Source organism: Stutzerimonas tianxiuensis (assembly GCF_053470365.1).
Window position 1 is genome coordinate 1 of the sequence record NZ_JBPVWS010000022.1, and the last position, 24,723, is coordinate 24,723.

Consider the following 24,723-nt stretch of genomic DNA (forward strand, 5'->3'; position numbering starts at 1 on the left):
CCTGAACCGCCGTATACGGAACCGTACGTACGGTGGTGTGAGAGGACGGCGGATGTGAATCCGCCTCCTACTCGATCCTGTTTAACGCATCCGGGAGGTATCGATGGGGCTCGACCCAGTAGTGCTGTTCTTCCTGTTCGGCCTGTTCGCCGGGTTGGTGAAGAGTGAGTTGAAACTGCCACCGGCGTTGTACGAAACGCTGTCCATCCTGCTGCTGCTGGCCATCGGTCTGCACGGCGGCGTCGAGCTGGCCGAGCAGGCCAGTGCGGCACTGCTGGGCCAATCGGCGTTGGTCCTGCTGCTTGGCTGTATGCTGCCGCTGCTGGCGTTTCCGTTGCTGCGCCTGCTGGGCTTTTCTCGCGTCGACTCAGCCAGCGTCGCGGCGCACTACGGGTCGGTCAGTGCCGGTACCTTCGCCGTGGTGGTCGCCTTTCTGCTGGCCAACAAGATTGCCTTTGAGAGCTACATGCCATTGTTCGTAGCGATCCTTGAGATCCCGGCGATCCTGATCGGCATCATCCTCGCCAAGGGCATCAGCCGCGATACCCATTGGAAGGAACTGGGGCGCGAGATCTTCCTGGGCAAGAGCATCATGCTGCTATTGGGCGGTTTGATCATTGGCGCCATCGCGGGCAAGGAAGGCATCAAGCCGCTTGAACCGTTCTACACCAGCATGTTCAAGCCGGTGCTGGCGCTTTTTCTGTTGGAGATGGGGCTTATCGCCTCCGGCCAGATGGGCTCATTGAAGCGCTATGGCCTGCGTCTGGCGGTGTTCGGTCTGGGCATGCCGCTGATTGGCGCGGTGATCGGTGCATTGCTGGCGCGGCTGATGGGCCTGTCGCTCGGTGGCACTGCGATGCTCGCTACGCTGGCGGCAAGTGCGTCCTACATCGCCGTGCCCGCGGCCATGCGCTTGGCATTGCCGGAAGCCAATCCCTCGCTCTCGCTAACGGCGTCGCTGGGGATTACCTTTCCGTTCAACATCCTGATTGGTATTCCGCTGTATCTCGCGCTGGCTGAAACCTTGATCGCCTGGGGACTTTGACATGACGACCGCGACCCGAACGCTGCTTACCGTGATCTGCGAAGCAGCACTGGAAAAGAAACTGGTGGCCGATCTCGACCACCTCGGCGCACCGGGCTGGACCCTGTCCGAAGCGCGCGGCCGCGGCAGTCGCGGCGTGCGCAGTGCCGAGTGGGACACCGAGAGCAATATCCGGTTGGAGATCATCTGCAACCGCGAACTCGCCGAGCGCATCGCCGAGCACCTGCAGGTTCGCTACTACGATAACTTCGCCATGGTCTGCTACCTGGCTGAGGTCGAAGTGCTGCGGCCGGAAAAGTTTTAGACGATTTGATGCGCGTGTTCGCGGGTCGACGGCTGGATCGAGCACCGCCCCGGTGTGTGTCGGGGCGATGCGTCGCCGAAGCCTAGCGGTCGAGACGGCGCTGACTTCGAAGATCTTTCAGGTCGCCCTGAGTGCAGCTGAGCGGCGCGGCGCCGGTCAGGTCATAGCAGCGCTGACCGAAGCCCATCGGCCAATAGATGATGCCGCCCGGTGGCCAGAAAATGGAGGCGACACGGAAGCGCGCACGCAGTTTGCCTTGCTGCAGTAGCTCTCCATTTTCGCTGCTGAGTTTGTAGGGAATGCCGCCAGCGGCGGTCCAGAAGAACGGACGCGTCTTGACCAGTCCTTGAGGGTACTGCTGAGGCCGCTCATAGACAGAGACTTTGCTGTTCTCGGGCAGCTTGAAGTAAGTCGCGGTAGAGCAGCCGCTGACTGCGATCGCGAGCGCCAGCAGGCCCGCCGAACGTTTCAGTTTCATCTGTTTTCTTTCCTTGTCGTGATGCCCGAGGCACAGGCCGTGCCCCGTGAAGCGGGCGGCAATATACCTGAGCCCATCGCAAGGGGGCGAATAGCCGTCGTCCGATTACCGATCGTAATGATGTCTGACGCCTGTGCCAGGAAGACGTCTGGCAATGTCGGCTAGAGCATGCGGCGGTACTGAACGAAGCCCGACCGCTCAGCGACCCGCTCGTAAAGCTGCATGGCCGTCGCGTTGTGTTCCTGGGTCAGCCAGTGCACCCGCGAGGCGCCAGCTACATGCGCCGCGGTATAGACGTGTTCGATCAGTGCGCGACCGACGCCTGTACGACGAAGTGCATCATCGACGAACAGGTCCTGCAGGTAGCAATAATCAGCCGTCGTCCAGCATGAGCGGTGATAGATAAAATGCACGAGCCCAACGGCCTGCGTGCCGCGCCACGCCAGGGCGGCGTGCATGGGCTCGTCAGGATCTAGAAAGCGTTGCCAGGTGACCTGGCTGATCTGCGCTGCGATTTCGGTTTCATAGAAGCGTTGGTAGCTCTGCCAGAGTGACAGCCAGGCGCTGTAGTCGGCCTGGGTGACGGGGCGCAGTTCCAGATTCGGCATTGGTGCAAATCCGACGATAAGTTTCAGGACAGGGTGTTCATCAGGCGCGCCACTTCGTGGTCGCTGACGGCCGGGTTGGATGCCAGAGCATCCCTCACGCCGCTGCGGTTTTCCGCGGTCTGGTTCTGGCTCAGCTTCCATTTGCCTTCGATGCGTTCGATCGGCAGGGAAAAGCCGACAACTGCTCGAAGCATGCCGCTCAGATAGTCGGCGGGTGCGTCGTCCAGCGACCAGGGTTTTGGCTGGTTGCGTTCGTGATGCTCGCTCTGGGCGCGGACCAGCTCGATCAGGCGCGCCGGGTCGTCGAAGACCTCGGCGCGACCGCGGACATGCACGGCCGTGTAGTTCCAGGTTGGTACGACTTTAGGGTCGCGCGCCTTGCTCGGGTAATAGCCAGGGCTGACGTATGCAGAGGGGCCTGTGAACACGACCAGCACCTCGGCGCCATTAGCCAGCTCGCGCCATTGCGGGTTGGCTCTGGCGAAATGACCATGCAGCGTGCCACGGTTCCCACGGTGCTGCTCCAGCAACAGCGGCAAGTGACTGGCAAGCAGCCCCTGTTCGCCAGCAGTCACTACAACAGCCAGTGGCGACTCTTCGATAAATCCATGCAGCTCGGCTAGGTCATCGATACGGAAGGTGGCAGGGCTATACATGGCGAGATTCTCTGGATGAATACCGCGATGCTATGCCGCTAAATGGTCCTGTGTAAGATCCATTTATAGCCTTTTTGAAGGGGCCAATTTAGGCTGTTACATCGCTGCTGTTCAGGCCATCAAAGTGACCACCAAGCCGTCGTTGCCCCTCGATCCCGCTGGATTCAAGCTCGACCCACACCAGGGGTTGGCCCGCCAGCTGTACCAGGCCCTACGTGAGCGCATCCTCGACGGCCGCATGGCCTGCCGGATGCGACTGCCGGCCAGTCGTGAGCTGGCCGAAACGCTCGGCGTGTCGCGTAATACCGTGGTGCGTGCCTACGACCAGCTTTACGCCGAGGGTTACATCGAAGGCCGTACAGGCGACGGTACTTATGTAGCTGAACTGGGCGGCGGGATGCCTGCAGCGATGCCGTCCGCGCTAGAGGTTCAGATTCCCCACGCCTTGCAGGCTCGGCTACAAGCCTACGGTCCCGGTGCGCCACGCGAGGGGCCGCCCCGCGCGTTTCGCCTGGGCCTGCCGGCGCTCGACTTGTTTCCCTTCGATGTCTGGTCTCGTTTGCAGGCGCAGTTCTGGCGCGCCCCGCCGCTGGAGCAGCTCGGTTACGGCGAGGCTGCAGGTGATCGTCGTTTGCGAGAGATGATCGCGGCCTATCTGCGTAACGGTCGTGGCCTGCGCTGCACACCCGAGCAGATCGTGGTCACCAGTGGTGCGCAGCAGGCCATCAGCCTTTGCACTCAATTGTTATTGCAGCCAGGCGACAGCGTGGCGCTGGAGAACCCGTGCTATCGCGCGGCTGCCCAGACCTTTGCGGTCGCTGGGGCGCGGCTGCGTGGTGTTGCTGTCGATAGAGATGGCCTGGATACGCGACAGCTCGCGGCGTTGCATGATTGCCGATTGGCCTATGTCACACCTTCGCACCAGTACCCCAGCGGCGTGACCCTCTCGTTGGCCCGGCGCCTGGAGCTGCTTGAGTGGGCAGAGCGCACGCAGGCCTGGATCATCGAGGACGACTACGACGGCGAGTACCGCTACAGCGGTACGCCATTGGCGACTTTGGCGTCGCTGGATCGGCAGGGTCGTGTGCTCTATGTCGGTACCTTTTCCAAGGTATTGTTTCCGGCGTTGAGGCTCGGCTACCTCGTAGTACCGCCCGCGCTGGTCGAGCCGCTGACGCAGCTGCGAACCCTGGGTATGCGCCATTCGGAGATTGGTACCCAGGCGGTGCTTGCCGAATTTATTGCTGCAGGGCACTTCCAGCGCCATATCCGACGAATGCGCCGTGCTGCACGTTCGCGGCGTGATGTCTTGATGCGTGACTGGCCCACGGTCGAAGCAGGGGTAGCGCTGCCTCCGATTGAAGCTGGCCTGCACGTCTGTGTTCCCTTGGCGAGCCTGGCGCGAGAACGAGAGCTCTTGAACAAGGCGGCTGCGGTTGGCGTCGAACTCAGTGCCCTGAGCGAATATTGCCTGGCCGAGCCGGGGCAGGGCCCGCTTGCCGGCCTGGTGTTGGGCTTTGCCGGGGTCGATGAACATGAGATAGCCCAGGCGCTGGAAAAATTACGCCATGCCTGGCGTTAGCTGTGATGACCACGGTTCGGCTGGCGTCTGTTAGCCGATGGGTGACTGCGAGCTCAACCCGACCCAGCAGCTCCGCTGTAGTTGGCCTGGCAGGCACTTTCGCGTTTTATCCAGATGAGACCCGCATGCAAAGCCTATTGCGAGAAATCCTCGACGAAGTTCGACCGCTGCTTGGTCAAGGCAAGGTGGCTGACTATATTCCAGCGCTGGCACACGTGCCGGCTGATCAGCTGGGGATCGCGGTGTACAGCGCCGACGGTGAGCTCTATCACGCTGGCGATGCGAAAACGCCGTTTTCCATCCAGAGTATTTCGAAGGTCTTCAGCCTGGTGCAGGCGATTCAGCATGGTGGTGAGTCGTTGTGGGAGCGGCTGGGGCACGAGCCATCCGGGCAACCGTTCAATTCGCTGGTGCAGCTGGAGTTCGAACGCGGCAAGCCACGTAACCCTTTTATCAATGCCGGGGCTCTTGTGATCTGCGACATCAACCAGTCGCGCTTCGCCGTACCCGCCTTGTCCATGCGCGACTTAGTTCGGCATCTGTCGGGCAATCCGCTGATTGTGTCCGACTCGGTAGTGGCTGATTCGGAGTACCAGCACCGTGCGCGTAACGCCGCGATGGCGTATCTGATGCAGGCATTCGGCAATTTCCATAACGATGTCGAGGCGGTGTTGCGCAGCTACTTCCACCATTGCGCGCTGCGCATGAGCTGCGTCGACCTGGCTCGCGCGTTTGGCTTTCTGGCCCGCGACGGGGCGTGCCTGGCGGGCGGCGAGCCGGTGCTGACGCCGCGTCAAGCGAAGCAGGTCAATGCCATCATGGCCACCAGTGGCCTTTATGACGAAGCCGGCAACTTCGCTTATCGCGTCGGGTTGCCCGGCAAGAGCGGCGTAGGCGGTGGCATCGTGGCGGTCGTGCCGGGGCGCTTCACGGTCTGCGTCTGGTCGCCGGAGCTGAACCAGGCTGGCAATTCGCTGATTGGCATGGCGGCACTTGAGAAGCTCTCGCAGCGCATTGGCTGGTCTATCTTCTAATTCATCACGCCGGACCAGGCTCCGGCGTTCGTTACGGTCTGTCACATCTGTGCAGTGTCCGGCCTTGAACGTGCAACGTCGTACCTAACCAAACCATAAGAGAGATCGTGTTATGAGTCTCGATGAGAAGACGACCGAAACAGCGCAGGAGGCGCTCGACAACCTGATCGCAGGGGTTATTCAGTTCCGCGAAGATATCTATCCGGAGCAGCGCGAGCTGTTCAACAAGCTTGCCCACGAGCAGACGCCGCGGGCGATGTTCATCACCTGTGCAGACTCGCGCATCCTGCCCGAGTTGATCACCCAGAGCTCGCCGGGCGACCTGTTCGTGACCCGCAATGTCGGCAATATCGTGCCGCCCTACGGAATCATGAACGGCGGCGTGTCGACCGCCATCGAGTTCGCGGTGATGGCGCTCGGTGTGCATCACATCATTGTCTGCGGGCATTCCGATTGCGGCGCGATGAAAGCGGTGCTGAACCCTTCGAGCCTCGACGGCATGCCAACCGTACGCAGCTGGCTGCGTCACGCTGAAGTGGCCCGCACCGTTGTCGAAGAAAATTGCGGCTGCGCCGACCACAACACACTGGGCGTGCTGACCGAGGAAAACGTCCTTGCGCAGCTTGATCACCTGCGCACACACCCTTCGGTTGCGGCGCGGTTGGCCAGTGGGCAGCTGTTCATTCATGGCTGGGTCTACAACATCGGCACCAGCGAAATTCGCGCCTACGATGCGTCCAAGGGCGAGTTCCGTCTGATCGGCGACGGCCCGTTGCCCATGGCTACGCCCAAGTCGCGCTATGTGTGAGTTTGTCGCGACCCGTTGCGGTCACGGCACCTTGCGGTCACGGATCAGGTAGCAGAGGTCAGGGGTCTTGCTGCAGCCGGCATACCCCTCACCGATCACCTCATTGAGCGCGCCCTGCAAACGCTCGACGGCTTCGTCGGGCGTGTCCTTATGCAGCGCCAGGTACAGGTCTTCAGCGCGAAAACTCAGCACCGGCGTGAGGCCTTCTACTCCCTGCTCCTTGGCGTGATAACGCCAGACTGGATCGGCCGTGGCCCATAGATCGAGGCGGCCACTGAGCAATTTGCGCAGGTTTTCCTCTTCGCTGAGACTGTCGGTCGGCCGTAAGCCCTGGCTCTCCAGATACTGGCTCACACCGCTGCTTTTCTGTGCGCCGATCTGCAACCCCTTGGCCTGCGTCAGGGTGCTCAGGTCGATGCGCTTGTCTGCGGCCGCAAGCAGTACGCTTTCATAGCGGGCGAGGGGGCCTACCCATTTGAACTGCCCATCGTTCTGCGGCGTGCGGGCGACGGAAAACAATCCGTGACCGCTGTCTGTGAGGGTCTGGGTGTAAATGCGGTCCCAAGGGGAGCGCAGCGTCAGGCTGTAGCCGATGCCGGCGCGTTTGAAGATTTCCCGAACGGTGTCGGTGGCGATGCCTTGAACCTCATCACCACGGGCGAAGTTCTTGTGGCTGGGCCCCATGTTGAAGGGTGGGAAGTTGTCGGTCTGCAGGATGATCTGATAGTTCTTCGGTAACTCGGCATGCGCCTCACCGCTGATGGCGAGCAGAATACTGAGCAATAGGATGGCTATACGGGGCAGGCCCATGGCATCGGCTCCTTGACGCTGTTTTTTTATTGTTGGCGGTTGCAGCGTAGTCTGCTGGGAGCCTGCATGCCAGTCGGAGGAGGGTGCTGGCGCGGTGGCCAATGCGGAGGCGAGACGCGTGTACCGGCGGCGATCACGCGTCGACTCAAGCTGTTGCAGTGGCGCCTGAGGATTCAGCGATGCCGGAACGTCCGCGCGCTTAAATAGCTGCGCGCACCCCGGCAGTGCAGATGGAACGACTGGGCGATTACTTATGCAGCACGAACTGACCGGTGAAGCGCACCGCATCCCGGCCATCTGAAGCGAGAATGCGGCTGTGCAGGGTCAGGCGTGAGCGGCCACGGCGACGGTAAATCGTCTCGAATCGCTCCCAGGCACCCTCGTCCGGCGCCGAGCAGATAGCAGTGGCGTCATCCACCACTGGCAGCGGATAGTCGATCTGACCTTCCTGGATGACGATATGACCATCGTCGATCCCGGCCTCGCGCAGGCGCAGGTGCAGCCAGCCCCAGCCAGCCAGTACGGAGGCGCAGTAAAGACTGCCGCCGAACATGCTGCTTTTGTGGTTGATGTTCGCTTGCAGCGGCACCTTTACACGCAGCTCATGGTTTTCCCAATGCTCGACGCGCAGGCCCATCGCCCGGGTCAGTGGGATGTCGTGGTGCAGAATGGCTTCCAGGTAGCGGCTATCGCGGCTCATGCCGGGTGGATTCCTAACGTGTGCGGATACAGGCAGACGTCAAGCATGACTGCTGAGTCACGATATTGCCAGTTTCCGCAACGCTTTTTGGCGACCTCGAGTCGCCGTTCCGGATGACCCGCAAGCTGCCATCAGCGCGCCGCGGTTTTCTGCTGATAGGCACAGTAGCCGGGCCGTGGACCGACATGCGGGTGGTTGCGGCAAGTGTCCGGGCGCTTGGCATAGACCGTGCACAAGCGAGTCTTGCGATCGAGGTAGAGACAGTCCCCGTTGGCCAGTCGCGTGAGGGTGAAAATGCCGTGCTTCTGATTGAAGTGTTCGATGAGGCCTTCCTTGCTCAGGCGTTTGGCAACACTCTTCAGCGGCTCGTCACGCTCGAAGGCATCGACCACCTCGAGGCGGATCAGGTCATCAATGCGTACTTCGACCGGCAAGGTGCAACACGTGGCGTGGCAATCTCGGCACAGGCCGTTGCTGTAGCGCGCCCAGGTTTCCAGGCGTTCGGGGTCGGCAGAGGCGATCAAACGTGTCTTCACGGCGGGGGCATCGGTAATGGCGGCGCGCGATCATAGCGACACGGGGTGGAATTTCCAGTGAAACCGACGAGTCGAACGCCGGACAGACGGTCGCCCGGATGCTGCAGAAACCTGCAAACCTGTCTGTAGTGCGGTTTTTCCGAGGTGGCTTGGCGCTGCCATGAATCCTTCATATCCCTTCACCCGCTGCATGAGGTCTGTCCATGACGCAAGAAACGACTGCTCCCAACGCTGACGAGGTCGCCGCTTTTCGGGAAAACGTGATCAGCAAGCTGACCTACTCGATCGGCAAGGACCCCGAGCATGCCTCCGACCATGACTGGTTCGAGGCGGTGGCGCTGGCCACGCGTGACCGCATGATCGACCAGTGGATGGACCGTACTCGGCAGGGTTACCGTGAGGGTAAGAAGCGGGTCTATTACCTCTCGCTGGAATTTCTCATCGGCCGCCTGCTTACCGACAGTCTCAGCAATCTGGGCCTGCTCGATGTGGCGCGCGAGGCGCTGGCCGGCGTAGATATCGACTTCGAGCGCATCCGTACATTGGAACCTGATGCTGCACTGGGCAATGGTGGGTTGGGTCGGCTTGCGGCTTGCTTCATGGAAAGCATGGCGACCCTTGGTGTGGCTGCGCATGGCTACGGCATCCGCTACGACCATGGCCTGTTCCGCCAGGCGATCGTCGACGGCTGGCAACACGAGCAGACCGAAACCTGGCTGAACTTCGGCAATCCATGGGAATTCGAGCGCCCTGAAGTCAGCTATCTGATCGGCTTTGGCGGCAGCGTGGCGGCGATGCCCTCCGATGGCAGCAACAGCGATCAACCCAAGCATTTCTGGCATTGGGCCGAAGGGGTTCGCGCGATTGCCTATGACACGCCCGTGGTGGGGTGGCGCGGTGCTAGCGTCAACACGCTGCGCCTCTGGCGTGCGCGGGCGGAGGCTGACTTCCATCTGGAGCGCTTCAACGCCGGCGATCACATCGGTGCGGTCGCCGAGGAAGCACGCGCCGAGAGTATTTCCCGTGTGCTGTACCCCGCCGATAGCACCGAAGCAGGGCAGGAGTTGCGCCTGCGGCAGGAGTATTTCTTCGTTGCGGCGTCCTTGCAGGACCTCTTGCGCCGGCATCTGGACCAGCGCGGCACACTGATGAACCTGCCCGAATTCGCTTCGATCCAGCTCAACGACACGCACCCGGCCATTGCCGTTGCCGAGTTGATGCGCCTGCTGGTGGATGTGCACGACATCCCGTGGCGAAAGGCCTGGGAGCTGACAGTCGGCACCCTGTCCTACACCAACCACACGCTGCTGCCCGAGGCACTGGAAACCTGGCCCGTCGGGCTGATGGAGCGCCTGCTGCCGCGGCACATGCAGATCATCTATCTGATCAACGCCCAGCATCTCGATGCCTTGCGTGAGCGCGGCATCCATGACGTCAACCTCCTGCGCTCGGTCTCGCTAATCGAAGAAGGCCACGGCCGGCGCGTACGCATGGGCAACCTGGCGTTTCTCGGTTCGCATTGCGTCAACGGTGTATCAGCGCTGCACACCGGCCTGATGCGCGAAACGGTGTTCACCGATCTGCATTCGTTGTACCCCAAGCGGATCAGCAACAAGACCAACGGCATCACCTTCCGCCGCTGGCTGTATCAGGCCAACCCTCAGCTGACCCGTCTGCTGGTCGATCATATTGGCGAGGAACTCCTCGACTCGCCGGAAACATTGCTGCGCCAGCTGGAGCCCTACGCCGACCAACCGGATTTCCGCGCCCGCTTCGCCGCCCAGCGCCTGGGCAACAAGAAGTTGCTGGCGCGCATGATTCAGGAGCGGCTGGGGATCACCGTTGACCCAAATGCGCTGTTCGATGTGCACGTCAAACGCATCCACGAGTACAAGCGTCAGCTGCTGAACCTGCTGCATACCGTCGCGTTGTATCAGGCGATTCGCTCGGATCCGGGCGGCCATTGGGTGCCGCGCGTGAAGATCTTCGCCGGCAAGGCGGCGGCCAGTTATCACACGGCCAAACTGATCATCAAACTGACCAACGATATCGCACGGACCATCAACGATGATCCGACCGTGCGTGGTCTGCTGAAGGTCGTGTTCCTGCCGAACTACAACGTCAGTCTGGCCGAGCGCATCATCCCCGCCGCGGATCTGTCCGAGCAGATCTCCACCGCCGGACTCGAGGCGTCGGGGACCAGTAACATGAAGTTCGCCCTCAACGGCGCGCTGACCATCGGGACGCTGGATGGCGCCAACGTCGAGATGTGCGAGCAGATTGGTGCCGACCACATGTTCATCTTTGGCATGACCGCGCAGGAGGTCGAGGCGCGCAAACAGGCCAACGAGTACAACGCCGAAGCCACCATCATCGGTTCGCCGCGGCTTAACGAAGTCCTGATGGCGATCCGCAACGGCGCCTTCTCGGCTGAAGACCCAGGTCGTTATACCGCCTTGATTGACGGCTTGAAATGGCACGACACCTTCATGGTGTGTGCCGACTTCGAAGCCTACTGGGCGGCGCAGCTGGAGGTTGAAGCGCGCTGGCGCGACGCCGACAGCTGGTGGCGCTCGGCAGTGCTCAATACGGCGCGTACTGGCTGGTTCTCGTCGGACCGTACTATCCGTGAGTACGCTCAGGAGATCTGGAAGGTGCTCTGACGGGCGATGTGGGGCGGCTTGTCGGCATGGCTGCTTGGGCCGATGCCGCGTCCATGTAAGGGGGAGTGGCTCCAGATTGGCGAAAGGGTGCCTGCAGGCACTTTGCCGCTTCGCTGAACTCTGGGGCCTGTCGGACGGTCTGAGGGAGGGTTAGTTTCCCCCCGGCCTGCTAAACTGCGCGGGCTTATCCATCCTCCGGAGCCATTCCATGTCACGCGTAACCCTGAGTCGCTACTTGATTGAGCAGACCCGCAGCAACAACACCCCTGCAGATCTGCGCTTCCTTATCGAAGTAGTGGCTCGAGCGTGCAAGGAGATCAGCTACGCCGTTTCCAAGGGCGCGCTGGGCGGTGTTCTCGGCGCGACCGAAACCGAGAACATTCAGGGCGAAGTTCAAAAGAAACTCGACGTCCTCTCTAACGAGATCCTGCTCGAAGCCAACGAATGGGGCGGCCACCTGGCCGGCATGGCGTCCGAAGAGATGGACAACGCTTACCAGATTCCTGGCAAGTACCCGAAGGGCGCCTACCTGTTGGTCTTCGATCCGCTGGACGGCTCCAGCAACATCGACGTCAACGTCTCGGTCGGCACCATCTTCTCCGTGCTGCGCTGCCCCGGTGAATGCTTCACGCAGAACGATGCGCTCGGTGAGGAAGCGTTCCTGCAGCCGGGCACCAAGCAGGTCGCTGCGGGTTATGCGATCTACGGGCCGCAAACCATGCTGATGCTGACGTTGGGCAACGGCGTCATGGGCTTTACCCTCGACCGCGAACTGGGCAGCTTCGTGCTGACCCATGAGAACATCCGCGTTCCGGAAAGCACCGCTGAATTCGCTATCAACATGTCCAATCAGCGCCACTGGGAAGAACCGGTTCAGCGCTACGTGGGTGAATTGTTGGCCGGCAACGAAGGCCCGTTAAACAAAAACTACAACATGCGCTGGATCGCCTCGATGGTGGCCGACGTGCATCGCATCCTGACCCGCGGCGGCATGTTCATGTATCCGAAGGACTCTCGCGAGCCGGGCAAGGCTGGCAAGCTGCGCCTGATGTATGAAGCCAACCCGATGTCCTTCATCATCGAACAGGCCGGTGGCGCAGCAACCACCGGCACTCAGCGTATCCTCGACGTTCAGCCCGAGTCGCTGCACCAGCGTGTGCCGGTGTTCCTGGGTTCGAAGGAAGAAGTCGAGCGCGTCACTGCCTACCACAAGGCCTGACAGGTGAGCTTGCCCTCGCAGGACCTGCTGGACTGGTGGTTCGGCGAGGGCGCCACCGCTCGTGAAACAGCGGACGCAAACAATGGTCTCTGGTTCGGTTACAAGCCCGAACAGGATGCCGAAGCCCGCGAGCGTTTCGGTGATCTGACTGAGCGCGCGCTTGCAGGCGAATTGAGTGAGTGGGCCGAGTCGCCGCATGGCTGGCTCGCGCTCGTTCTTCTTCTTGATCAGCTCCCACGCATGATCTATCGCGGCACACCGACGGCCTATGCCGGCGATGAACGAGCGCTGCAGCTCGTGCGGGAGGGCATGGCTCATGGCGGCGATGTCCTGCTGGCGCCGCTCCAGCGAGTATTCATCTATCTGGTGCTAGAACACGCTGAAAACCTCAGCGTGCAGGATCAGGCCGTGCAGCAGTTCGAGCAGCTTCTGGGCATTGTCGATGCCGATGAGCAAAACCTTTTTGCCGGCTTTCTCGACTTCGCTGAGCGCCACCGGCAAGTCATTGCGCGTTTCGGCCGTTTCCCCCATCGCAATGCGATTCTTGGGCGCAGCTCTAGCGAGGCTGAACGGGCTTTTCTCGCTGAGCCTGGCTCCCGCTTCTAGCTTTGCCGAGGAACCTTCCTGGGCGGCTTGTTTTCTATCTGTTACCGCAAGGCAAGGCCAAGCAAGGCCCGCCGCTGACTCGGAATAAAGGAATCTGCCATGTCGTTGCGTTATCTATCGCTGATCGTTGCTGTCGTGCTATTGGCTGCGTGTAGCCCGGTCACACAGGAAAACTTCGCCAAATTGCAGGCGGGAATGTCCCGTGCCGAGGTCGAAAAATTGCTAGGCAAACCGGGCGAGTGCGCTGGCGCGCTAGGCATGTCGAGCTGTACCTGGGGGCAGAAAAACCGTTTTATCAGCATCCAGTTCGCTGGTGACAAAGTCATGATGTTTTCGGGCCAAGGCCTGAAATAAGGAGTCCCTATGCGTCTGGGCGTTGCGCTTTTTTCTGCACTGCTGATCACCGGATGCGCCGGTGCCGGTAGCAGTGCGGACGGGCCGGAAACCGCTGGCAAGGTCAATCTGGAACGCTATCAAGGCACTTGGTACGAGCAGGCGCGCCTGCCGATGTTCTTTCAGCGCAATTGTGTGCGTTCGCAGGCGAATTACCGCCTGCAGGACGACGGCAGTGTGGCGGTGACCAATCGTTGCGAAACCGAAGACGGTGAGCAGCAAGAGGCGCGCGGTGAGGCCGTGCCGCAGCAGCAAGGCAAGACAGACAAGCTCTGGGTTCGCTTCGACAACTGGTTCAGCAATATTTTTCCAGGCCTGACCAAGGGACACTATTGGATCCTATATCTGGCCGACGACTACAGCGTCGCGCTGGTCGGCAGCCCGGACCGAGACAACCTCTGGCTACTGTCGCGAGACAAAGAAATCGACGCCAATACGCGCGACAAGCTGCTCGACGAAGCGCGTAAGCGGGGCTATGACACCAGCGAGCTGATCTGGCGTGGCGAGGCGGGCTGAGATTGTCGCTCATGTGTTGGCTTCACCGCGCTCCCGAGTCTGCGGTCCAACTATTCCCAGTCCAAACGCGCCAGTTTCCAATCCCCGTCCGTAAGCCACCACTCGAGGCGCACGTCGTAGTGCCCGAGGCGCTGCGGTAGCCAGCCCTCAGCGCCGGTCAGTGCAACCTGCGCCTCGCTGTAGCCTTTGTCCGGGTAGGTTGGATCTAGCCAACTTCGGCTATTAAGCGCGATGACGCCCACGTTGCGGTGACGCAGGAACATCAAGGCAGCCGTGCGTCGAGCCCAGTCCCGGTCCAACTCTCGGTTGGCGCTGAACTCGTCGTGGATGAGATCCATCAGTTCGGAGGTGTCCTTGTTTTCGATGCTTTCCTGCAGCGATTCAACCGCCGCCAGCAGCGCAGCTTCTGGATCATCGCGACCACATCCGACCAGCATTATCATTACTGCCACGAACGCGGCAGCTAATTTCCATACGGGCATGCCTAACCTCTCGAACCTCGTTATGATGCCGGAAACGTCAGGCGGGTTCGCGACCCGCGCACCGACCATGGAGTGTGCCATGCAGACCTTGTATCCGGAGATCAAACCCTACGCCCGGCATGAGCTGGCGGTCGAAGCGCCGCATGTGCTTTACGTCGACGAGAGTGGGTCGCCGGAAGGCTTGCCTGTGTTGTTCGTGCACGGTGGACCTGGTGGCGGATGTGATGCATTGAGTCGTCGCTTCTTCGACCCCAACCTTTACCGCATTGTCACATTCGATCAGCGTGGTTGCGGTCGCTCGACCCCCCACGCCAGCCTGGAAAATAACACCACGGCACACCTGATCGCCGACATGGAGCGCATCCGCGAATTCCTGGGTGTTGATAAGTGGGTGCTGTTCGGCGGTTCCTGGGGGTCAACCCTTTCACTTGCTTACGCCCAGGCTTTTCCAGAACACGTGCATGCGCTGATCCTTCGGGGCATCTTTCTCTGCCGGCCGAAGGACTTCGAGTGGTTCTATCAGGATGGTGCCAGCCGACTGTTCCCGGACTATTGGCAGGATTTCATTGCGCCGATTCCACCGGAGGAGCGCGGTGACCTGATGCAGGCGTACCACAAGCGCCTGACTGGGACCGACCAGATCGCCCAGATGCATGCGGCCAAAGCCTGGTCATGCTGGGAGGGGCGTACCGCCACCTTGCGGCCTAACACCCAGGTTGTCGACCGCTTCTCCGATACACATCGTGCACTCGCCATGGCACGTATCGAATGTCATTACTTCGTCAACCAGGCTTTTCTGGAGCCCGATCAGCTCTTGCGCGACATGCACAAGATCGCGCACCTGCCAGGCATCATTGTGCATGGCCGCTACGACGTCATCTGCCCGCTGGACAATGCCTGGGCGCTCCACGAGGCGTGGACGAACAGCGAGCTGCAGATCATCCGTGAAGCGGGGCACTCGGCTTCCGAGTCGGGCATCTGCGATGCGCTGGTCCGTGCTGCCGCCGATATAGCGCAACGACTGCTCGACCTTCCCCCTGAGGAAGCCTGATGAAGGCATTGATCCAGCGCGTGCGACAGGCGCGGGTCGAGGTGGCGGACGAGGTGGTCGGCTCGATTGATCAGGGGCTGCTGGTGTTGGTCGGCGTAGAGCGGGAAGATGATCGGGCACGTGCCGATAAGCTCTTGCACAAACTACTGCGATACCGGGTCTTCAGCGATGAAAACGGCAAGATGAACCGCTCGCTGTCAGACGTCAGTGGTGGTTTGTTGCTGGTGTCTCAGTTCACCTTGGCGGCAGACACAGGCAGTGGTCTGAGGCCGAGCTTCTCGACCGCCGCCCTTCCGGCACTTGGCGAAGAACTCTACGATTATCTGGTCGCTCAGGCGCGCCTGCAGCACGCGAAAGTCGCCTGCGGCCGATTCGGTGCCGATATGCAGGTGTATCTGCAGAACGACGGGCCGGTGACCTTCCTGCTTGAGGCCTGAGGTTACGACGCTAGGGGCGGTCAGCGGCTTGAGGGTTCGAGGCCGTTATCGTGCAACCAGGTGATGGCGTACTCGCGTAGCTGGACGGTCTGGTAGTCCAGCCAGGCCTGGCGAACATCCGGGAAGTCTTCCAGCTTGAAATCGAAGGTTCGCAGCGGCTTGCGCCCTTGCAGAGCATGAGCGAGGACGGTGTGGGCGTTGGGGTCGTGCTGGGTGAACAGGAACGCCTCACGCATCGCAATCGACTGGGGCAGCCCGAGTGGCTCGATATGCAGGTAGCGATCCTCCTGCACGTCATATTTTTCGTCGGCCCCCGGGACGGTTTCTCCCGGGAAAACCGCCTGAATCTGGCCGGACTCCAGGTCCAGATAATGCTCACTGGCATCACGGTTTTCCAGCGCGTACTCCAAGCGGTGAAGATCTATGGTCAAAGGTCGCATGGCTACAACTATGATTGAGGGGTTCACAGCTTCTGACCTGTGTGCACCGCTTGCGTGCGCTACGTTCATCGGTACTGCGTCGCATCTCGGCTAGCGACTCTTCAGAACAGGCGCGCCAGCAAGGCGCTGACAGCGGTCTCAACGCGAAGAATGCGATCGCCAAGCTGCACGGGCTGAAGCCCTGCTTCGGTCAGCTTCTCAATTTCATAGGGTATCCAGCCGCCTTCGGGACCGATGGCGAGTGTCACCGGTTCGCTCAGTGCGCGCGGGCAGGGAGGGTATTCACCTGGGTGACCCACCAGGCCCAGAGTGCCGGCGACCAGCTGTGGCAGACGGTCCTCGACGAAAGGTTTGAAGCGCTTCTCGATGATGACCTCAGGCAACAGGGTATCGCGGGCTTGCTCCAAACCCAGCAGCAGCTGTTCGCGGATGGCCTGGGGCTCAAGAAACGGGGTCTGCCAAAAGCTCTTTTCCACGCGATAGCTGTTGAGCAGTACAAGCCGGGGCACGCCCATGCTGGCGACTGTCTGTAGCACGCGGCGCAGCATCTTTGGTCGAGGCAAGGCCAACAGCAGCGTTACGGGCAACTTGGCGGGTGGTGCCTGCTGCAGCTGGACCTCAAGTTCCGCTTCCTGGGCATCCAGACGTAGCAGGTGCCCCCGGCCCATCTGCCCGCCTAACAGCCCGACCCGCAGGGATTCGCCCGCCTCCGCGCGGTGAACTTCCTGGAGGTGCTTCAGGCGCCGGTCACGCAGGATTACCCGATCGGCGGCAACGAAGTCGGCCGCCTCTAGCAGCAACAGGTTCACGGACGTGAAGGGGGCGGCTGGTCGCCGGGGTGAGGCTCGCTGCTATCGGCGTCGCCGCGAAATTCCTCTTCGCGCTTCTTCACCATGCTGCCGCAGATCAGACCGGCCTCGAACAGTATCCACATGGGCACGGCGAGCAATGCCTGTGAGAACACGTCAGGTGGCGTCAACACCATGCCGACGACAAAGCAGCCGACCACAACGTAGGGACGGCTCTTGCGCAAGGTCGCGACATCGACGATTCCTACCCAGATCAGCAGAAAGGTCGCCACCGGAATCTCGAAGGCCACACCAAAGGCGAAGAACAACGTCAGGACGAAATCCAGGTACTGACCAATGTCGGTCATCATCGCCACACCTTCAGGTGTCACGCTGGCAAAGAAGCCAAACATGATGGGGAACACCACGAAGTAGGCGAAGGCCATGCCGCCGTAGAACAGAAAGATGCTGGAGATCAGCAAGGGCACCGCTACGCGTTTTTCATGCTTGTACAGACCGGGGGCAATGAAGCTCCAGATCTGATGCAGGATGACCGGCATCGACAGGAACAGAGCGACCATCATGGTCAGCTTGAACGGCGTCAGGAACGGCGAGGCCACGCCCGTGGCGATCATCGTTGCGCCTTCCGGCAGGTAGGCGCGAAGCGGTGCAGCCACCAACGCATAAATCTGCTGCGAGAAGTAGAACAACCCGCCAAACAGCAACAGGATGGCCACCACACAACGCAGCAGGCGCTTGCGCAATTCTGTCAGGTGGGCAACCAGCGGCATTTCCTGGTCATCAGTCGAAGTATTGCTCATGGCTCAGGCGATTTGTCCGGGCGAGGTTCGGGCGCCGTGTCGGCGAGTTTGGCTTCAGCGGGCGCTGCGTCTTCGAGATGGCTGGCATCCGGTGGCGGTGTGGCTGATTGCGGGGACGGCGTGCTGTTGGTGCTGGGCGAACTGGGCATGATGCTCTGCTTCATTTCGCGCTCGAGGTCGAGGATGCGTTCGTTATGCAGCTGGCGACGAATCTCGTCGGCGCCAATCTCGCGCTCGACCTCTGACTTGATGTTGGCAAAGCTGCGCTTGGCCCGGCCGATCCACAGGCCAGCGGTACGCACGGCACCGGGAAGCCGCTCCGGGCCAAGTACGAATAGCGCAACCAAGCCGATCAGCAGCAGTTCGGTGAAACCGATATCGAACATGGCGCCTCAGTTCTTCTTCGTCGGATCTTCGACCTTGCGGGCCTCGGCATCGATGGTGTGGTTTTGTTTCTCATCAACACCGGGTTTTTCCTCGTCGGTGCCCATGGACTTGCGGAACCCCTTGATCGCATCGCCTAGATCCGAGCCCATGCCCTTAAGGCGCTTGGTGCCAAAAAGCATGACCACGATGAGCAGAACGATCAGGAGTTGCCAGACGCTGATTCCACCAAAACCCATGCTGAAGTACTCCGAAAGTTGTTTTCAGGATTGCGGGCGAGCGGCTTTTTCCGCATGCCCAGAGAGACCGAATCGCCGGTCGAGTTCGTCCAGAACCGCCTGTGGGTGCTGATCCAGCGCAGCCAGCATCACCAGGCTGTGAAACCAGAGGTCGGCGGTTTCGTAGATCAGGTCGCTGGCGTCACCGCTGGCTGCAGCATCCTTTGCCGCCAGTATGGTTTCGACCGACTCTTCGCCGACCTTTTCGAGAATCTTGTTGAGTCCCTTATGGTAGAGGCTGGCCACATAGGAGCTATCTGCCGCGGCGCCTTTGCGGGCTTCCAGCACCTCAGCCAGACGGGAAAAGGTATCACTCATGTGTGAGCTCCGCGTATATCGCCTGCGGGTCTTTAAGGACCGGTTCGACGGTTTTCCAATCGCCATTCTCGAAGACGCGGTAGAAGCAGCTCTCGCGTCCGGTATGACAGGCGATGCCGCCCACCTGCTCGACCATCAGCACGATGACATCAGCGTCGCAGTCCAGACGCAGCTCGTGCAGCTTTTGCACATGACCGGATTCCTCGCCCTTGCGCCACAGCTTGCCACGCGAACGTGACCAATAGATGGCGCGGTTCTCCAAGGCCGTCAGCTCCAGCGCTTCGCGGTTCATCCAGGCCATCATCAGGATGCGCCCGGTCTGATGGTCCTGGGCAATCGCCGGTACCAGCCCGTCTTCGTTCCAGTTGATTTGGTCCAGCCAGTTCATCGGATTCTCCCCTCTGTACGCGCAGTGTGCCAGCCTGCCCGACCGCTGGCTATCGGCGCACCACGATGTAGATGCCGGCCGCCAGCATCAACCAAGCAGGCCAGGTGGCCAGCGCGGAAAGGCTTTCAGCGGCTGCGGCCAGCGTGGCGCCCCCGGCTAGCAGGGCAGCGCCGACCAGACGCAATGGCCAGTGGTGATGGTGCTCACGCCAGGGCGGCGGCAAGTTGTTCGCATGGGGCCCTGACATGCGCTCGAGCAGCTCGCGGGTCATGCCGGCCAGGTGCGGCAGCTGCTCGATCTGCGCCTGGGCATTCTGCAGCAGCTGCTTGGGGCTCATCCGTTCGCGCATCCAGCGCTCAAGGTATGGCTGGCCCGTAGCCCACAGATCCAGTTCCGGATAGAGCTCGCGACCCAGCCCTTCGATGTTCAGCAGCGTCTTCTGTAGCAGCACCAGCTGCGGCTGGACCTCCATGTTGAAGCGCCGAGCGACCTGGAACAGGCGCACCAGCAACTGGCCGAAGGAAATATCCTTCAAGGGTTTTTCGAAGATCGGCTCGCAGACCGTACGGATCGCCGCCTCGAATTCATTGACCTTGGTCTCTGCCGGGACCCAGCCTGAATCGATGTGCAGCTGCGCCACCTTGCGGTAGTCGCGCCGGAAGAACGCCATCAGGTTGCGCGCCAGGTAGTCCTGATCTTCTGGAGTAAGGCTGCCGACGATGCCGAAGTCCACCGCGATGTACTGCGGGTTCCAAGGCTGGTGCGTGCTGACGAAGATGTTGCCGGGGTGCATGTCGGCATGGAAGAAGCTGTCGCGGAAGACCTGGGTGAAGAAGATCTCCACGCCGCGCTCGGCCAGCTGTTTCATGTCGGTGCGCTGCTCGGCCAGGCGCTTCATGTCGGTCACCGGCACGCCGTAGATGCGCTCCATTACCAGCACCTGCGGGCGGCAGTAATCCCAATAAACCTGCGGGACGTAGAGCAGCGGCGAACCCTGGAAGTTGCGCTTGAGCTGGCTGGCGTTGGCCGCCTCGCGCAACAGATCGAGTTCGTCGTAGATGGTCTTAGCGTAGTCGTCGACCACTTCAACCAGGTGCAGGCGGCGCGCCTCGTTCGACGCACGCTCGGCGGTTTTCGCCAGCAGGAACAGCCAGGCAATGTCCTGGCTGATGATCGGGCGCAGGTTCGGCCGCACCACTTTCACCACCACCTCTTCGCCGCTGCGCAGTTTGGCCGCATGCACTTGGGCGACGGAGGCGGACGCCAATGGCTTGCTGTCGAATCGGGCGAACACCTCGCCCACCGGAGCGCCCAGCTCCCGCTCGATGAGCGCTGTGGCGACTGCCGAGTCGAATGGCGGTACCCGATCCTGAAGCATGGCCAGCTCTTCGGCGATGTCGAGCGGCAGGAGATCGCGTCGGGTCGAAAGAATCTGGCCGAACTTGATGAAGATTGGCCCCAGACCCTCCAGTGCCAGGCGCAGGCGAGCGCCTCGAGAGAGCTCGGTGCGCCGGCGTGGCAGCCAGCGCCATGGCAGCAGGTAACTGGTCGCGCGCAGCCACCACGGCATCGGCAGGTCAAGAATGATGTCGTCCAGGCGGTAGCGGATCACCACCAGCAGGATGCGGAACAGGCGGCGGGCCGCGGCGAACAGCTTCATTCGGATCGGTCTGGTTTCTGGAAGTGGGTGAGCCGCTCGATGCGGGCGTCGAGACGGTCGAGGCCGAGCTTGAGGCGGTCGAGTTCAGCGAAGCGCGTTTCAGCTTCGGCTGTGCCGACCAGCGCGCGTGATTCTTCGCTGAGGTATTCAGCCAGGTTCTGCTGCAGGCTGTCAGCGCTTTGTCGCAACCATTCGGATTGACGCCGAACGCTGGAGCCGAGCAGATGCGCACCGACCGGACCCAGCCAGCGCGACACCTCGTACTCCCAGTCCAGCTCGAGATCCTGCAGCACTTCGGCGAGGCTCATCAGCACGCCGCTGTCGCCGTCAATTTCGACATCCGGACCATGCAGGATCGCTGTCTTGTTGCGGCTTGTCGCCAGGCGCAGCAGATCCGTGGCGGAAGCGCGCAGGCGGCAATCCGGTTCGCTGCCCCATTGCGTTGGCAACCGCAGCCCATCGGCATCGGCCAGGATGAAGACCTTCCACGCCGGTGCCGTGCAGTCGATTTCTATGATTCGACCGCTGAGCTTGGCCAGCCGCGGCAAGGCGGTCGGGTCCAGGCGCAACACGCCATTGAGGCCGCGCTCGGCGCCGGCCAGCAGGGCAGCGCGCAACATCAGGGCTTGATGCCGCGGTGCAGAGCGACGATGCCGCCGGTCATGTTGTGGTAAGTGACGCGCTCGAATCCGGCGTCGGCCATCATGCCTTTAAGGGTTTCCTGATCCGGATGCATGCGGATCGACTCGGCCAGGTAGCGATAGCTCTCGGAGTCGTTGGTAATCAGCTTGCCCATCATCGGCAGAAGGCTGAACGAGTAGGCGTCGTAGGCTTTGGAAAACAGCTGGTTGGTCGGTTTGGAAAACTCCAGAACCAGCAGGCGACCGCCGGGCTTCAGCACGCGCAGCATGGAGGCGATGGCGTCTTCCTTGTGCGTCACGTTGCGCAGGCCGAAGGCGATGGTGACCACATCGAAATGGTTGTCCGGGAACGGTAGCTTCTCGGCATCGGCCTGGACGAACTTGACGTTGTCGGCCACGCCCTTGTCCAGCAGACGGTCACGGCCGACCTTGAGCATCGAGGCGTTGATATCGGCAAGCACCACTTCGCCAGTCGGGCCGACGATGCGCGAGAACTGGCGTGCCAGGTCGCCGGTGCCGCCGGCGATATCCAGCACGCGATTGCCGTGGCGGACACCGGACAGCTCGATGGTGAAGCGCTTCCAGAGGCGATGCACGCCACCGGACATCAGGTCGTTCATCAGGTCGTATTTGGCGGCTACAGAATGGAATACCTCGGCCACCTTTTGCGCTTTTTCGCTCTCCGGTACGTTCTTGTAGCCGAAGTGGGTGGTGGCTTCTGCGTCACGCTCTTTGCGGGGATCGGTCATGTCACTGTCACCGGAAGAATGTGCTCGCATTCTAAACCTAAAAGCATCGTCGAGCGCCAAGCCGCGAGCGGCAAGTCAGCGCAGCCTATGGCTGACCGGAGGCAGGCTGGCAGCTGGGCAGCTGCTATAGTGCGCGCCTTTTTTAAGTAGCAGTCAGGAGTCGCCATGGCCCGCATCATCGTCGAGCGCAACCACAGCCTTGGCCGGGACGCCGCCCGTGTAAAGGCCGAGCAGCTGGCGGCGAAGCTGGAACGCGATTTCGGCGTGCGCTGCGAGTGGCAAGGTGACGTACTGGAAGTGCGCCGCAGCGGCGCGGACGGCCGCATCGAGGTCGAGGAAGACCGTGTGCGCGTGTTGCTCAACCTCGGCCTGCTGATGTCGGCCATGGGCGCCAGTGTTCAGGCGCAGATCGAGCGTGCGCTGGACAAGGCGCTGCAGGCCTGAGGTAGCGTAGGGTGTATGTCGCTGTTTACATCCACCGCTCTGCTTGGTTTGTACCAGTGTTGGTGGATCGGTGAAGCGTGATCCACGCTACGGCCCAGCCGTTACAGCATCAGCTTGACCGGTGAGATGTCCGGGTCCCGGGACTTCCCAGCGGCTGCAAGTGCCTCGAGGTAATCCGCCCATATCTGCTCTTGATTGGTCGCCAACCGATAGAGGTAGTCCCAGCTGTACAGGCCGCTGTCATGGCCATCGCTAAAGGTCAGCTTCAACGCGTACTGTCCGGCCGGCTCGATGCCATCGAGTGCAACGTTGATCTTGCCTGTCTGCAGGATCGGATTACCGTGGCCCTGGACTTCGGCAGACGGCGAGTGCACCCGCAAAAACTCCGCCGGCAGTACGTATCGCTGCTCGGGTCCGTACTGCAGTTCCAGCGTTTTCGATGTCTTGTGTAGTTGGATCGCGGTGGGGATGCGCATCGAGTGCTCCAGACAAAGGCGCCGGGTCGCGTCCAGCGAACCCCGGCGCAATCGCTTGCGTTAGAGAATGTAGCGCGACAGGTCTTCGTCTTCGGCCAGCTCACCGAGGTGACTGTTGACGTAGGCTGTGTCGATGCGGATCGGCTCGCCGTTCTGCTGTCCGGCCAGATCGCCGGCGCTGAACGAGACCTCTTCCAACAGCCGCTCGAGCAGCGTGTGCAAGCGTCGAGCGCCAATGTTCTCGGTTTTCTCGTTGACCTGCCAGGCGATCTCCGCCAGGCGCTTGATACCATCCGCGGCGAATTCGATCCCTAGTCCTTCGGTCTTCAGCAGCTCGCGGTACTGTTCGGTCAGCGAGGCGTGCGGTTCGGTGAGGATGCGCTCGAAGTCTTCCGGCGACAGCGCCTTGAGCTCGACGCGAATCGGCAGGCGACCCTGCAACTCGGGCACCAGATCACTGGGCTTGGACAGGTGGAACGCGCCCGAGGCGATGAACAGGATATGGTCGGTCTTGACCATGCCCAGCTTGGTGTTGACCGTGCTGCCTTCAATCAGTGGCAGCAGATCGCGCTGAACGCCCTCGCGGGAAACGTCGGCACCGCTGGTGTTGCCGCGCTTGGCAACCTTGTCGATCTCGTCGATGAAAACGATGCCGTGTTGCTCCACGGCTTCCAGGGCGCGGGCTTTGAGCTCTTCCTCATTGACCAGACGCGCGGCTTCTTCATCGCGGACCAGTTTGAGCGCGTCCTTGATCTTCAGCTTGCGACTCTTCGTCTTGCCTTTGCCCATATTGGAGAAGAGGCTCTGTAGCTGATTGGTCATTTCCTCCATGCCCGGCGGGGCCATGATCTCGACGCCGGCCGGGCTCTCGGCTACATCAATATCGATTTCCTTGTCGTCCAGCTGGCCTTCTCGCAGGCGCTTGCGAAATAGCTGGCGCGTATTGGAATCGGTGCTCTGCGCGGGCTGATCTTCGTTAAAGCCAGCCGGCCGGGCCTGGGGCAGCAGCGCGTCGAGGATGCGATCTTCGGCAGCATCCTCGGCGCGATGACGCATCTTCACGACTTCCTGCTCACGCAGCATCTTCAGTGCGGCGTCGGCGAGGTCACGGATGATTGACTCGACGTCACGCCCGACATAACCGACCTCGGTGAACTTGGTCGCTTCAACCTTGATGAATGGCGCGTTGGCGAGCTTGGCCAGGCGCCGAGCGATCTCGGTCTTGCCCACGCCGGTGGGGCCGATCATCAGGATGTTTTTCGGGGTGACTTCGGGGCGCAGCTCAGCGGAGAGCTGCATCCGCCGCCAGCGGTTGCGCAGGGCAATGGCGACGGCACGCTTGGCGTCGTCCTGGCCGATGATATGGCGATTGAGTTCGTGGACGATCTCGCGGGGCGTCATGGACATG

At 61.4% G+C, this 24,723-nt stretch carries 32 protein-coding genes; 13 read left to right on the forward strand and 19 right to left on the reverse strand.

Going from position 1 to position 24,723, the window contains the following annotated elements:
• Positions 1-103 precede the first annotated feature (103 nt).
• Positions 104-1,045 (forward strand): sodium-dependent bicarbonate transport family permease, encoded by a 942-nt coding sequence (locus tag ACSSNI_RS20625; RefSeq protein WP_102837096.1) that lies wholly within the window; start codon positions 104-106, stop codon positions 1,043-1,045.
• Position 1,046: 1 nt separating this feature from the next.
• Positions 1,047-1,349: a P-II family nitrogen regulator gene (locus tag ACSSNI_RS20630; RefSeq protein ID WP_102837095.1), complete on the forward strand. Its 303-nt coding sequence runs from the start codon at positions 1,047-1,049 to the stop codon at positions 1,347-1,349.
• Positions 1,350-1,431: 82 nt separating this feature from the next.
• On the opposite strand, the gene ACSSNI_RS20635 is transcribed toward ACSSNI_RS20630, so the two are convergent.
• The 3 genes from ACSSNI_RS20635 to ACSSNI_RS20645 form a co-directional block, all read right to left on the reverse strand.
• Positions 1,432-1,827, reverse strand: a complete 396-nt coding sequence (locus ACSSNI_RS20635; protein WP_159969319.1) for a hypothetical protein — start codon at positions 1,825-1,827, stop codon at positions 1,432-1,434.
• 161 nt (positions 1,828-1,988) lie between these two features.
• Entirely contained in the window at positions 1,989-2,435 is a 447-nt protein-coding gene (locus ACSSNI_RS20640) for a GNAT family N-acetyltransferase (protein ID WP_200640551.1), read from the reverse strand.
• A 23-nt stretch (positions 2,436-2,458) separates the two neighbouring features.
• A complete protein-coding gene (locus ACSSNI_RS20645; protein ID WP_102837092.1) occupies positions 2,459-3,091 on the reverse strand; it encodes an FMN-binding negative transcriptional regulator in 633 nt (210 codons plus the stop codon).
• Between the two features lie 124 nt (positions 3,092-3,215).
• Between ACSSNI_RS20645 and pdxR the strand changes: the two genes are divergently transcribed.
• From pdxR to ACSSNI_RS20660, 3 genes are all read left to right on the forward strand, one after another.
• A complete protein-coding gene (gene pdxR / locus ACSSNI_RS20650) occupies positions 3,216-4,673 on the forward strand; it encodes a MocR-like pyridoxine biosynthesis transcription factor PdxR (RefSeq protein ID WP_200640552.1) in 1,458 nt (485 codons plus the stop codon).
• A gap of 125 nt (positions 4,674-4,798) precedes the next feature.
• On the forward strand, positions 4,799-5,707 hold the full coding sequence (gene glsB, locus ACSSNI_RS20655) for a glutaminase B (RefSeq protein ID WP_200640553.1): 909 nt from the start codon (positions 4,799-4,801) through the stop codon (positions 5,705-5,707).
• Positions 5,708-5,819: 112 nt separating this feature from the next.
• The gene (locus ACSSNI_RS20660; protein WP_102837089.1) at positions 5,820-6,515 is read left to right on the forward strand and encodes a carbonic anhydrase; all 696 of its coding nucleotides are present in this window, start codon (positions 5,820-5,822) and stop codon (positions 6,513-6,515) included.
• A 21-nt stretch (positions 6,516-6,536) separates the two neighbouring features.
• Here the strand turns inward: ACSSNI_RS20660 and ACSSNI_RS20665 are convergent, their stop codons facing one another.
• The 3 genes from ACSSNI_RS20665 to ACSSNI_RS20675 all read right to left on the reverse strand — a co-directional run bounded on the left by ACSSNI_RS20665 (position 6,537) and on the right by ACSSNI_RS20675 (position 8,561).
• Positions 6,537-7,325, reverse strand: a complete 789-nt coding sequence (locus tag ACSSNI_RS20665) for a substrate-binding periplasmic protein (protein ID WP_200640555.1) — start codon at positions 7,323-7,325, stop codon at positions 6,537-6,539.
• A 247-nt stretch (positions 7,326-7,572) separates the two neighbouring features.
• Positions 7,573-8,025 carry a thioesterase domain-containing protein gene (locus ACSSNI_RS20670; RefSeq protein ID WP_200640557.1) on the reverse strand — a complete coding sequence of 151 codons (453 nt, stop codon included), beginning with the start codon at positions 8,023-8,025 and terminating at the stop codon, positions 7,573-7,575.
• Between the two features lie 131 nt (positions 8,026-8,156).
• A complete protein-coding gene (locus ACSSNI_RS20675) occupies positions 8,157-8,561 on the reverse strand; it encodes a YkgJ family cysteine cluster protein (protein WP_102837086.1) in 405 nt (134 codons plus the stop codon).
• 203 nt (positions 8,562-8,764) lie between these two features.
• Here ACSSNI_RS20675 and ACSSNI_RS20680 point away from each other — a divergent pair, with 203 nt between their 5' ends.
• From ACSSNI_RS20680 to ACSSNI_RS20700, 5 genes are all read left to right on the forward strand, one after another.
• A complete protein-coding gene (locus tag ACSSNI_RS20680; protein WP_200640559.1) occupies positions 8,765-11,224 on the forward strand; it encodes a glycogen/starch/alpha-glucan phosphorylase in 2,460 nt (819 codons plus the stop codon).
• Positions 11,225-11,432: 208 nt separating this feature from the next.
• Positions 11,433-12,443: a class 1 fructose-bisphosphatase gene (locus tag ACSSNI_RS20685; protein ID WP_200640560.1), complete on the forward strand. Its 1,011-nt coding sequence runs from the start codon at positions 11,433-11,435 to the stop codon at positions 12,441-12,443.
• Positions 12,444-12,446: 3 nt separating this feature from the next.
• Entirely contained in the window at positions 12,447-13,049 is a 603-nt protein-coding gene (locus ACSSNI_RS20690) for a DUF924 family protein (protein ID WP_200640561.1), read from the forward strand.
• A gap of 99 nt (positions 13,050-13,148) precedes the next feature.
• Positions 13,149-13,403, forward strand: coding sequence for an outer membrane protein assembly factor BamE domain-containing protein (gene bamE / locus ACSSNI_RS20695; protein WP_102837083.1), 255 nt, complete (start codon positions 13,149-13,151; stop codon positions 13,401-13,403).
• Between the two features lie 9 nt (positions 13,404-13,412).
• A complete protein-coding gene (locus tag ACSSNI_RS20700) occupies positions 13,413-13,958 on the forward strand; it encodes a lipocalin family protein (RefSeq protein ID WP_200640562.1) in 546 nt (181 codons plus the stop codon).
• 50 nt (positions 13,959-14,008) lie between these two features.
• On the opposite strand, the gene ACSSNI_RS20705 is transcribed toward ACSSNI_RS20700, so the two are convergent.
• On the reverse strand, positions 14,009-14,440 hold the full coding sequence (locus ACSSNI_RS20705; protein WP_200640563.1) for a hypothetical protein: 432 nt from the start codon (positions 14,438-14,440) through the stop codon (positions 14,009-14,011).
• A gap of 79 nt (positions 14,441-14,519) precedes the next feature.
• On the opposite strand from ACSSNI_RS20705, the gene pip reads away from it, so the two are divergent.
• Both pip and dtd read left to right on the forward strand, forming a co-directional pair.
• On the forward strand, positions 14,520-15,491 hold the full coding sequence (gene pip / locus ACSSNI_RS20710; protein WP_200640564.1) for a prolyl aminopeptidase: 972 nt from the start codon (positions 14,520-14,522) through the stop codon (positions 15,489-15,491).
• Positions 15,491-15,928, forward strand: coding sequence for a D-aminoacyl-tRNA deacylase (gene dtd, locus ACSSNI_RS20715; RefSeq protein ID WP_200640565.1), 438 nt, complete (start codon positions 15,491-15,493; stop codon positions 15,926-15,928). The genes pip and dtd overlap by 1 nt, the downstream gene beginning before the upstream one ends.
• Before the next feature lie 20 nt (positions 15,929-15,948).
• On the opposite strand, the gene ACSSNI_RS20720 is transcribed toward dtd, so the two are convergent.
• The 10 genes from ACSSNI_RS20720 to ubiE form a co-directional block, all read right to left on the reverse strand.
• The gene (locus tag ACSSNI_RS20720) at positions 15,949-16,368 is read right to left on the reverse strand and encodes a UPF0158 family protein (protein ID WP_102837078.1); all 420 of its coding nucleotides are present in this window, start codon (positions 16,366-16,368) and stop codon (positions 15,949-15,951) included.
• Positions 16,369-16,469: 101 nt separating this feature from the next.
• A complete protein-coding gene (locus ACSSNI_RS20725; protein WP_200640566.1) occupies positions 16,470-17,177 on the reverse strand; it encodes a 16S rRNA (uracil(1498)-N(3))-methyltransferase in 708 nt (235 codons plus the stop codon).
• Positions 17,174-17,977 carry a twin-arginine translocase subunit TatC gene (gene tatC / locus ACSSNI_RS20730; RefSeq protein ID WP_200640575.1) on the reverse strand — a complete coding sequence of 268 codons (804 nt, stop codon included), beginning with the start codon at positions 17,975-17,977 and terminating at the stop codon, positions 17,174-17,176. The genes ACSSNI_RS20725 and tatC overlap by 4 nt, the downstream gene beginning before the upstream one ends.
• Positions 17,974-18,363 carry a Sec-independent protein translocase protein TatB gene (gene tatB / locus ACSSNI_RS20735; RefSeq protein ID WP_200640576.1) on the reverse strand — a complete coding sequence of 130 codons (390 nt, stop codon included), beginning with the start codon at positions 18,361-18,363 and terminating at the stop codon, positions 17,974-17,976. The genes tatC and tatB overlap by 4 nt, the downstream gene beginning before the upstream one ends.
• A gap of 6 nt (positions 18,364-18,369) precedes the next feature.
• Positions 18,370-18,600, reverse strand: a complete 231-nt coding sequence (gene tatA / locus ACSSNI_RS20740) for a twin-arginine translocase TatA/TatE family subunit (RefSeq protein ID WP_200640577.1) — start codon at positions 18,598-18,600, stop codon at positions 18,370-18,372.
• A gap of 24 nt (positions 18,601-18,624) precedes the next feature.
• Entirely contained in the window at positions 18,625-18,957 is a 333-nt protein-coding gene (locus tag ACSSNI_RS20745) for a phosphoribosyl-ATP diphosphatase (protein WP_019340500.1), read from the reverse strand.
• Entirely contained in the window at positions 18,950-19,345 is a 396-nt protein-coding gene (gene hisI / locus ACSSNI_RS20750; RefSeq protein WP_200640581.1) for a phosphoribosyl-AMP cyclohydrolase, read from the reverse strand. The genes ACSSNI_RS20745 and hisI overlap by 8 nt, the downstream gene beginning before the upstream one ends.
• A gap of 49 nt (positions 19,346-19,394) precedes the next feature.
• Complete coding sequence (gene ubiB, locus ACSSNI_RS20755; protein ID WP_200640585.1) at positions 19,395-21,005, reverse strand: ubiquinone biosynthesis regulatory protein kinase UbiB; 1,611 nt, start codon at positions 21,003-21,005, stop codon at positions 19,395-19,397.
• Positions 21,002-21,625: a ubiquinone biosynthesis accessory factor UbiJ gene (locus tag ACSSNI_RS20760; RefSeq protein WP_200640593.1), complete on the reverse strand. Its 624-nt coding sequence runs from the start codon at positions 21,623-21,625 to the stop codon at positions 21,002-21,004. The genes ubiB and ACSSNI_RS20760 overlap by 4 nt, the downstream gene beginning before the upstream one ends.
• Positions 21,625-22,395 carry a bifunctional demethylmenaquinone methyltransferase/2-methoxy-6-polyprenyl-1,4-benzoquinol methylase UbiE gene (ubiE, locus tag ACSSNI_RS20765; protein ID WP_045422518.1) on the reverse strand — a complete coding sequence of 257 codons (771 nt, stop codon included), beginning with the start codon at positions 22,393-22,395 and terminating at the stop codon, positions 21,625-21,627. Before ubiE ends, ACSSNI_RS20760 begins: the two co-directional genes overlap by 1 nt.
• A gap of 165 nt (positions 22,396-22,560) precedes the next feature.
• Here ubiE and ACSSNI_RS20770 point away from each other — a divergent pair, with 165 nt between their 5' ends.
• A complete protein-coding gene (locus ACSSNI_RS20770) occupies positions 22,561-22,839 on the forward strand; it encodes a polyhydroxyalkanoic acid system family protein (protein ID WP_102837069.1) in 279 nt (92 codons plus the stop codon).
• Between the two features lie 101 nt (positions 22,840-22,940).
• Here the strand turns inward: ACSSNI_RS20770 and ACSSNI_RS20775 are convergent, their stop codons facing one another.
• Together ACSSNI_RS20775 and hslU are read right to left on the reverse strand one after the other, a co-directional pair.
• Positions 22,941-23,315: a gamma-butyrobetaine hydroxylase family protein gene (locus ACSSNI_RS20775; protein ID WP_200640595.1), complete on the reverse strand. Its 375-nt coding sequence runs from the start codon at positions 23,313-23,315 to the stop codon at positions 22,941-22,943.
• A gap of 60 nt (positions 23,316-23,375) precedes the next feature.
• Complete coding sequence (gene hslU / locus ACSSNI_RS20780; protein ID WP_102838238.1) at positions 23,376-24,722, reverse strand: ATP-dependent protease ATPase subunit HslU; 1,347 nt, start codon at positions 24,720-24,722, stop codon at positions 23,376-23,378.
• Position 24,723 lies beyond the last annotated feature (1 nt).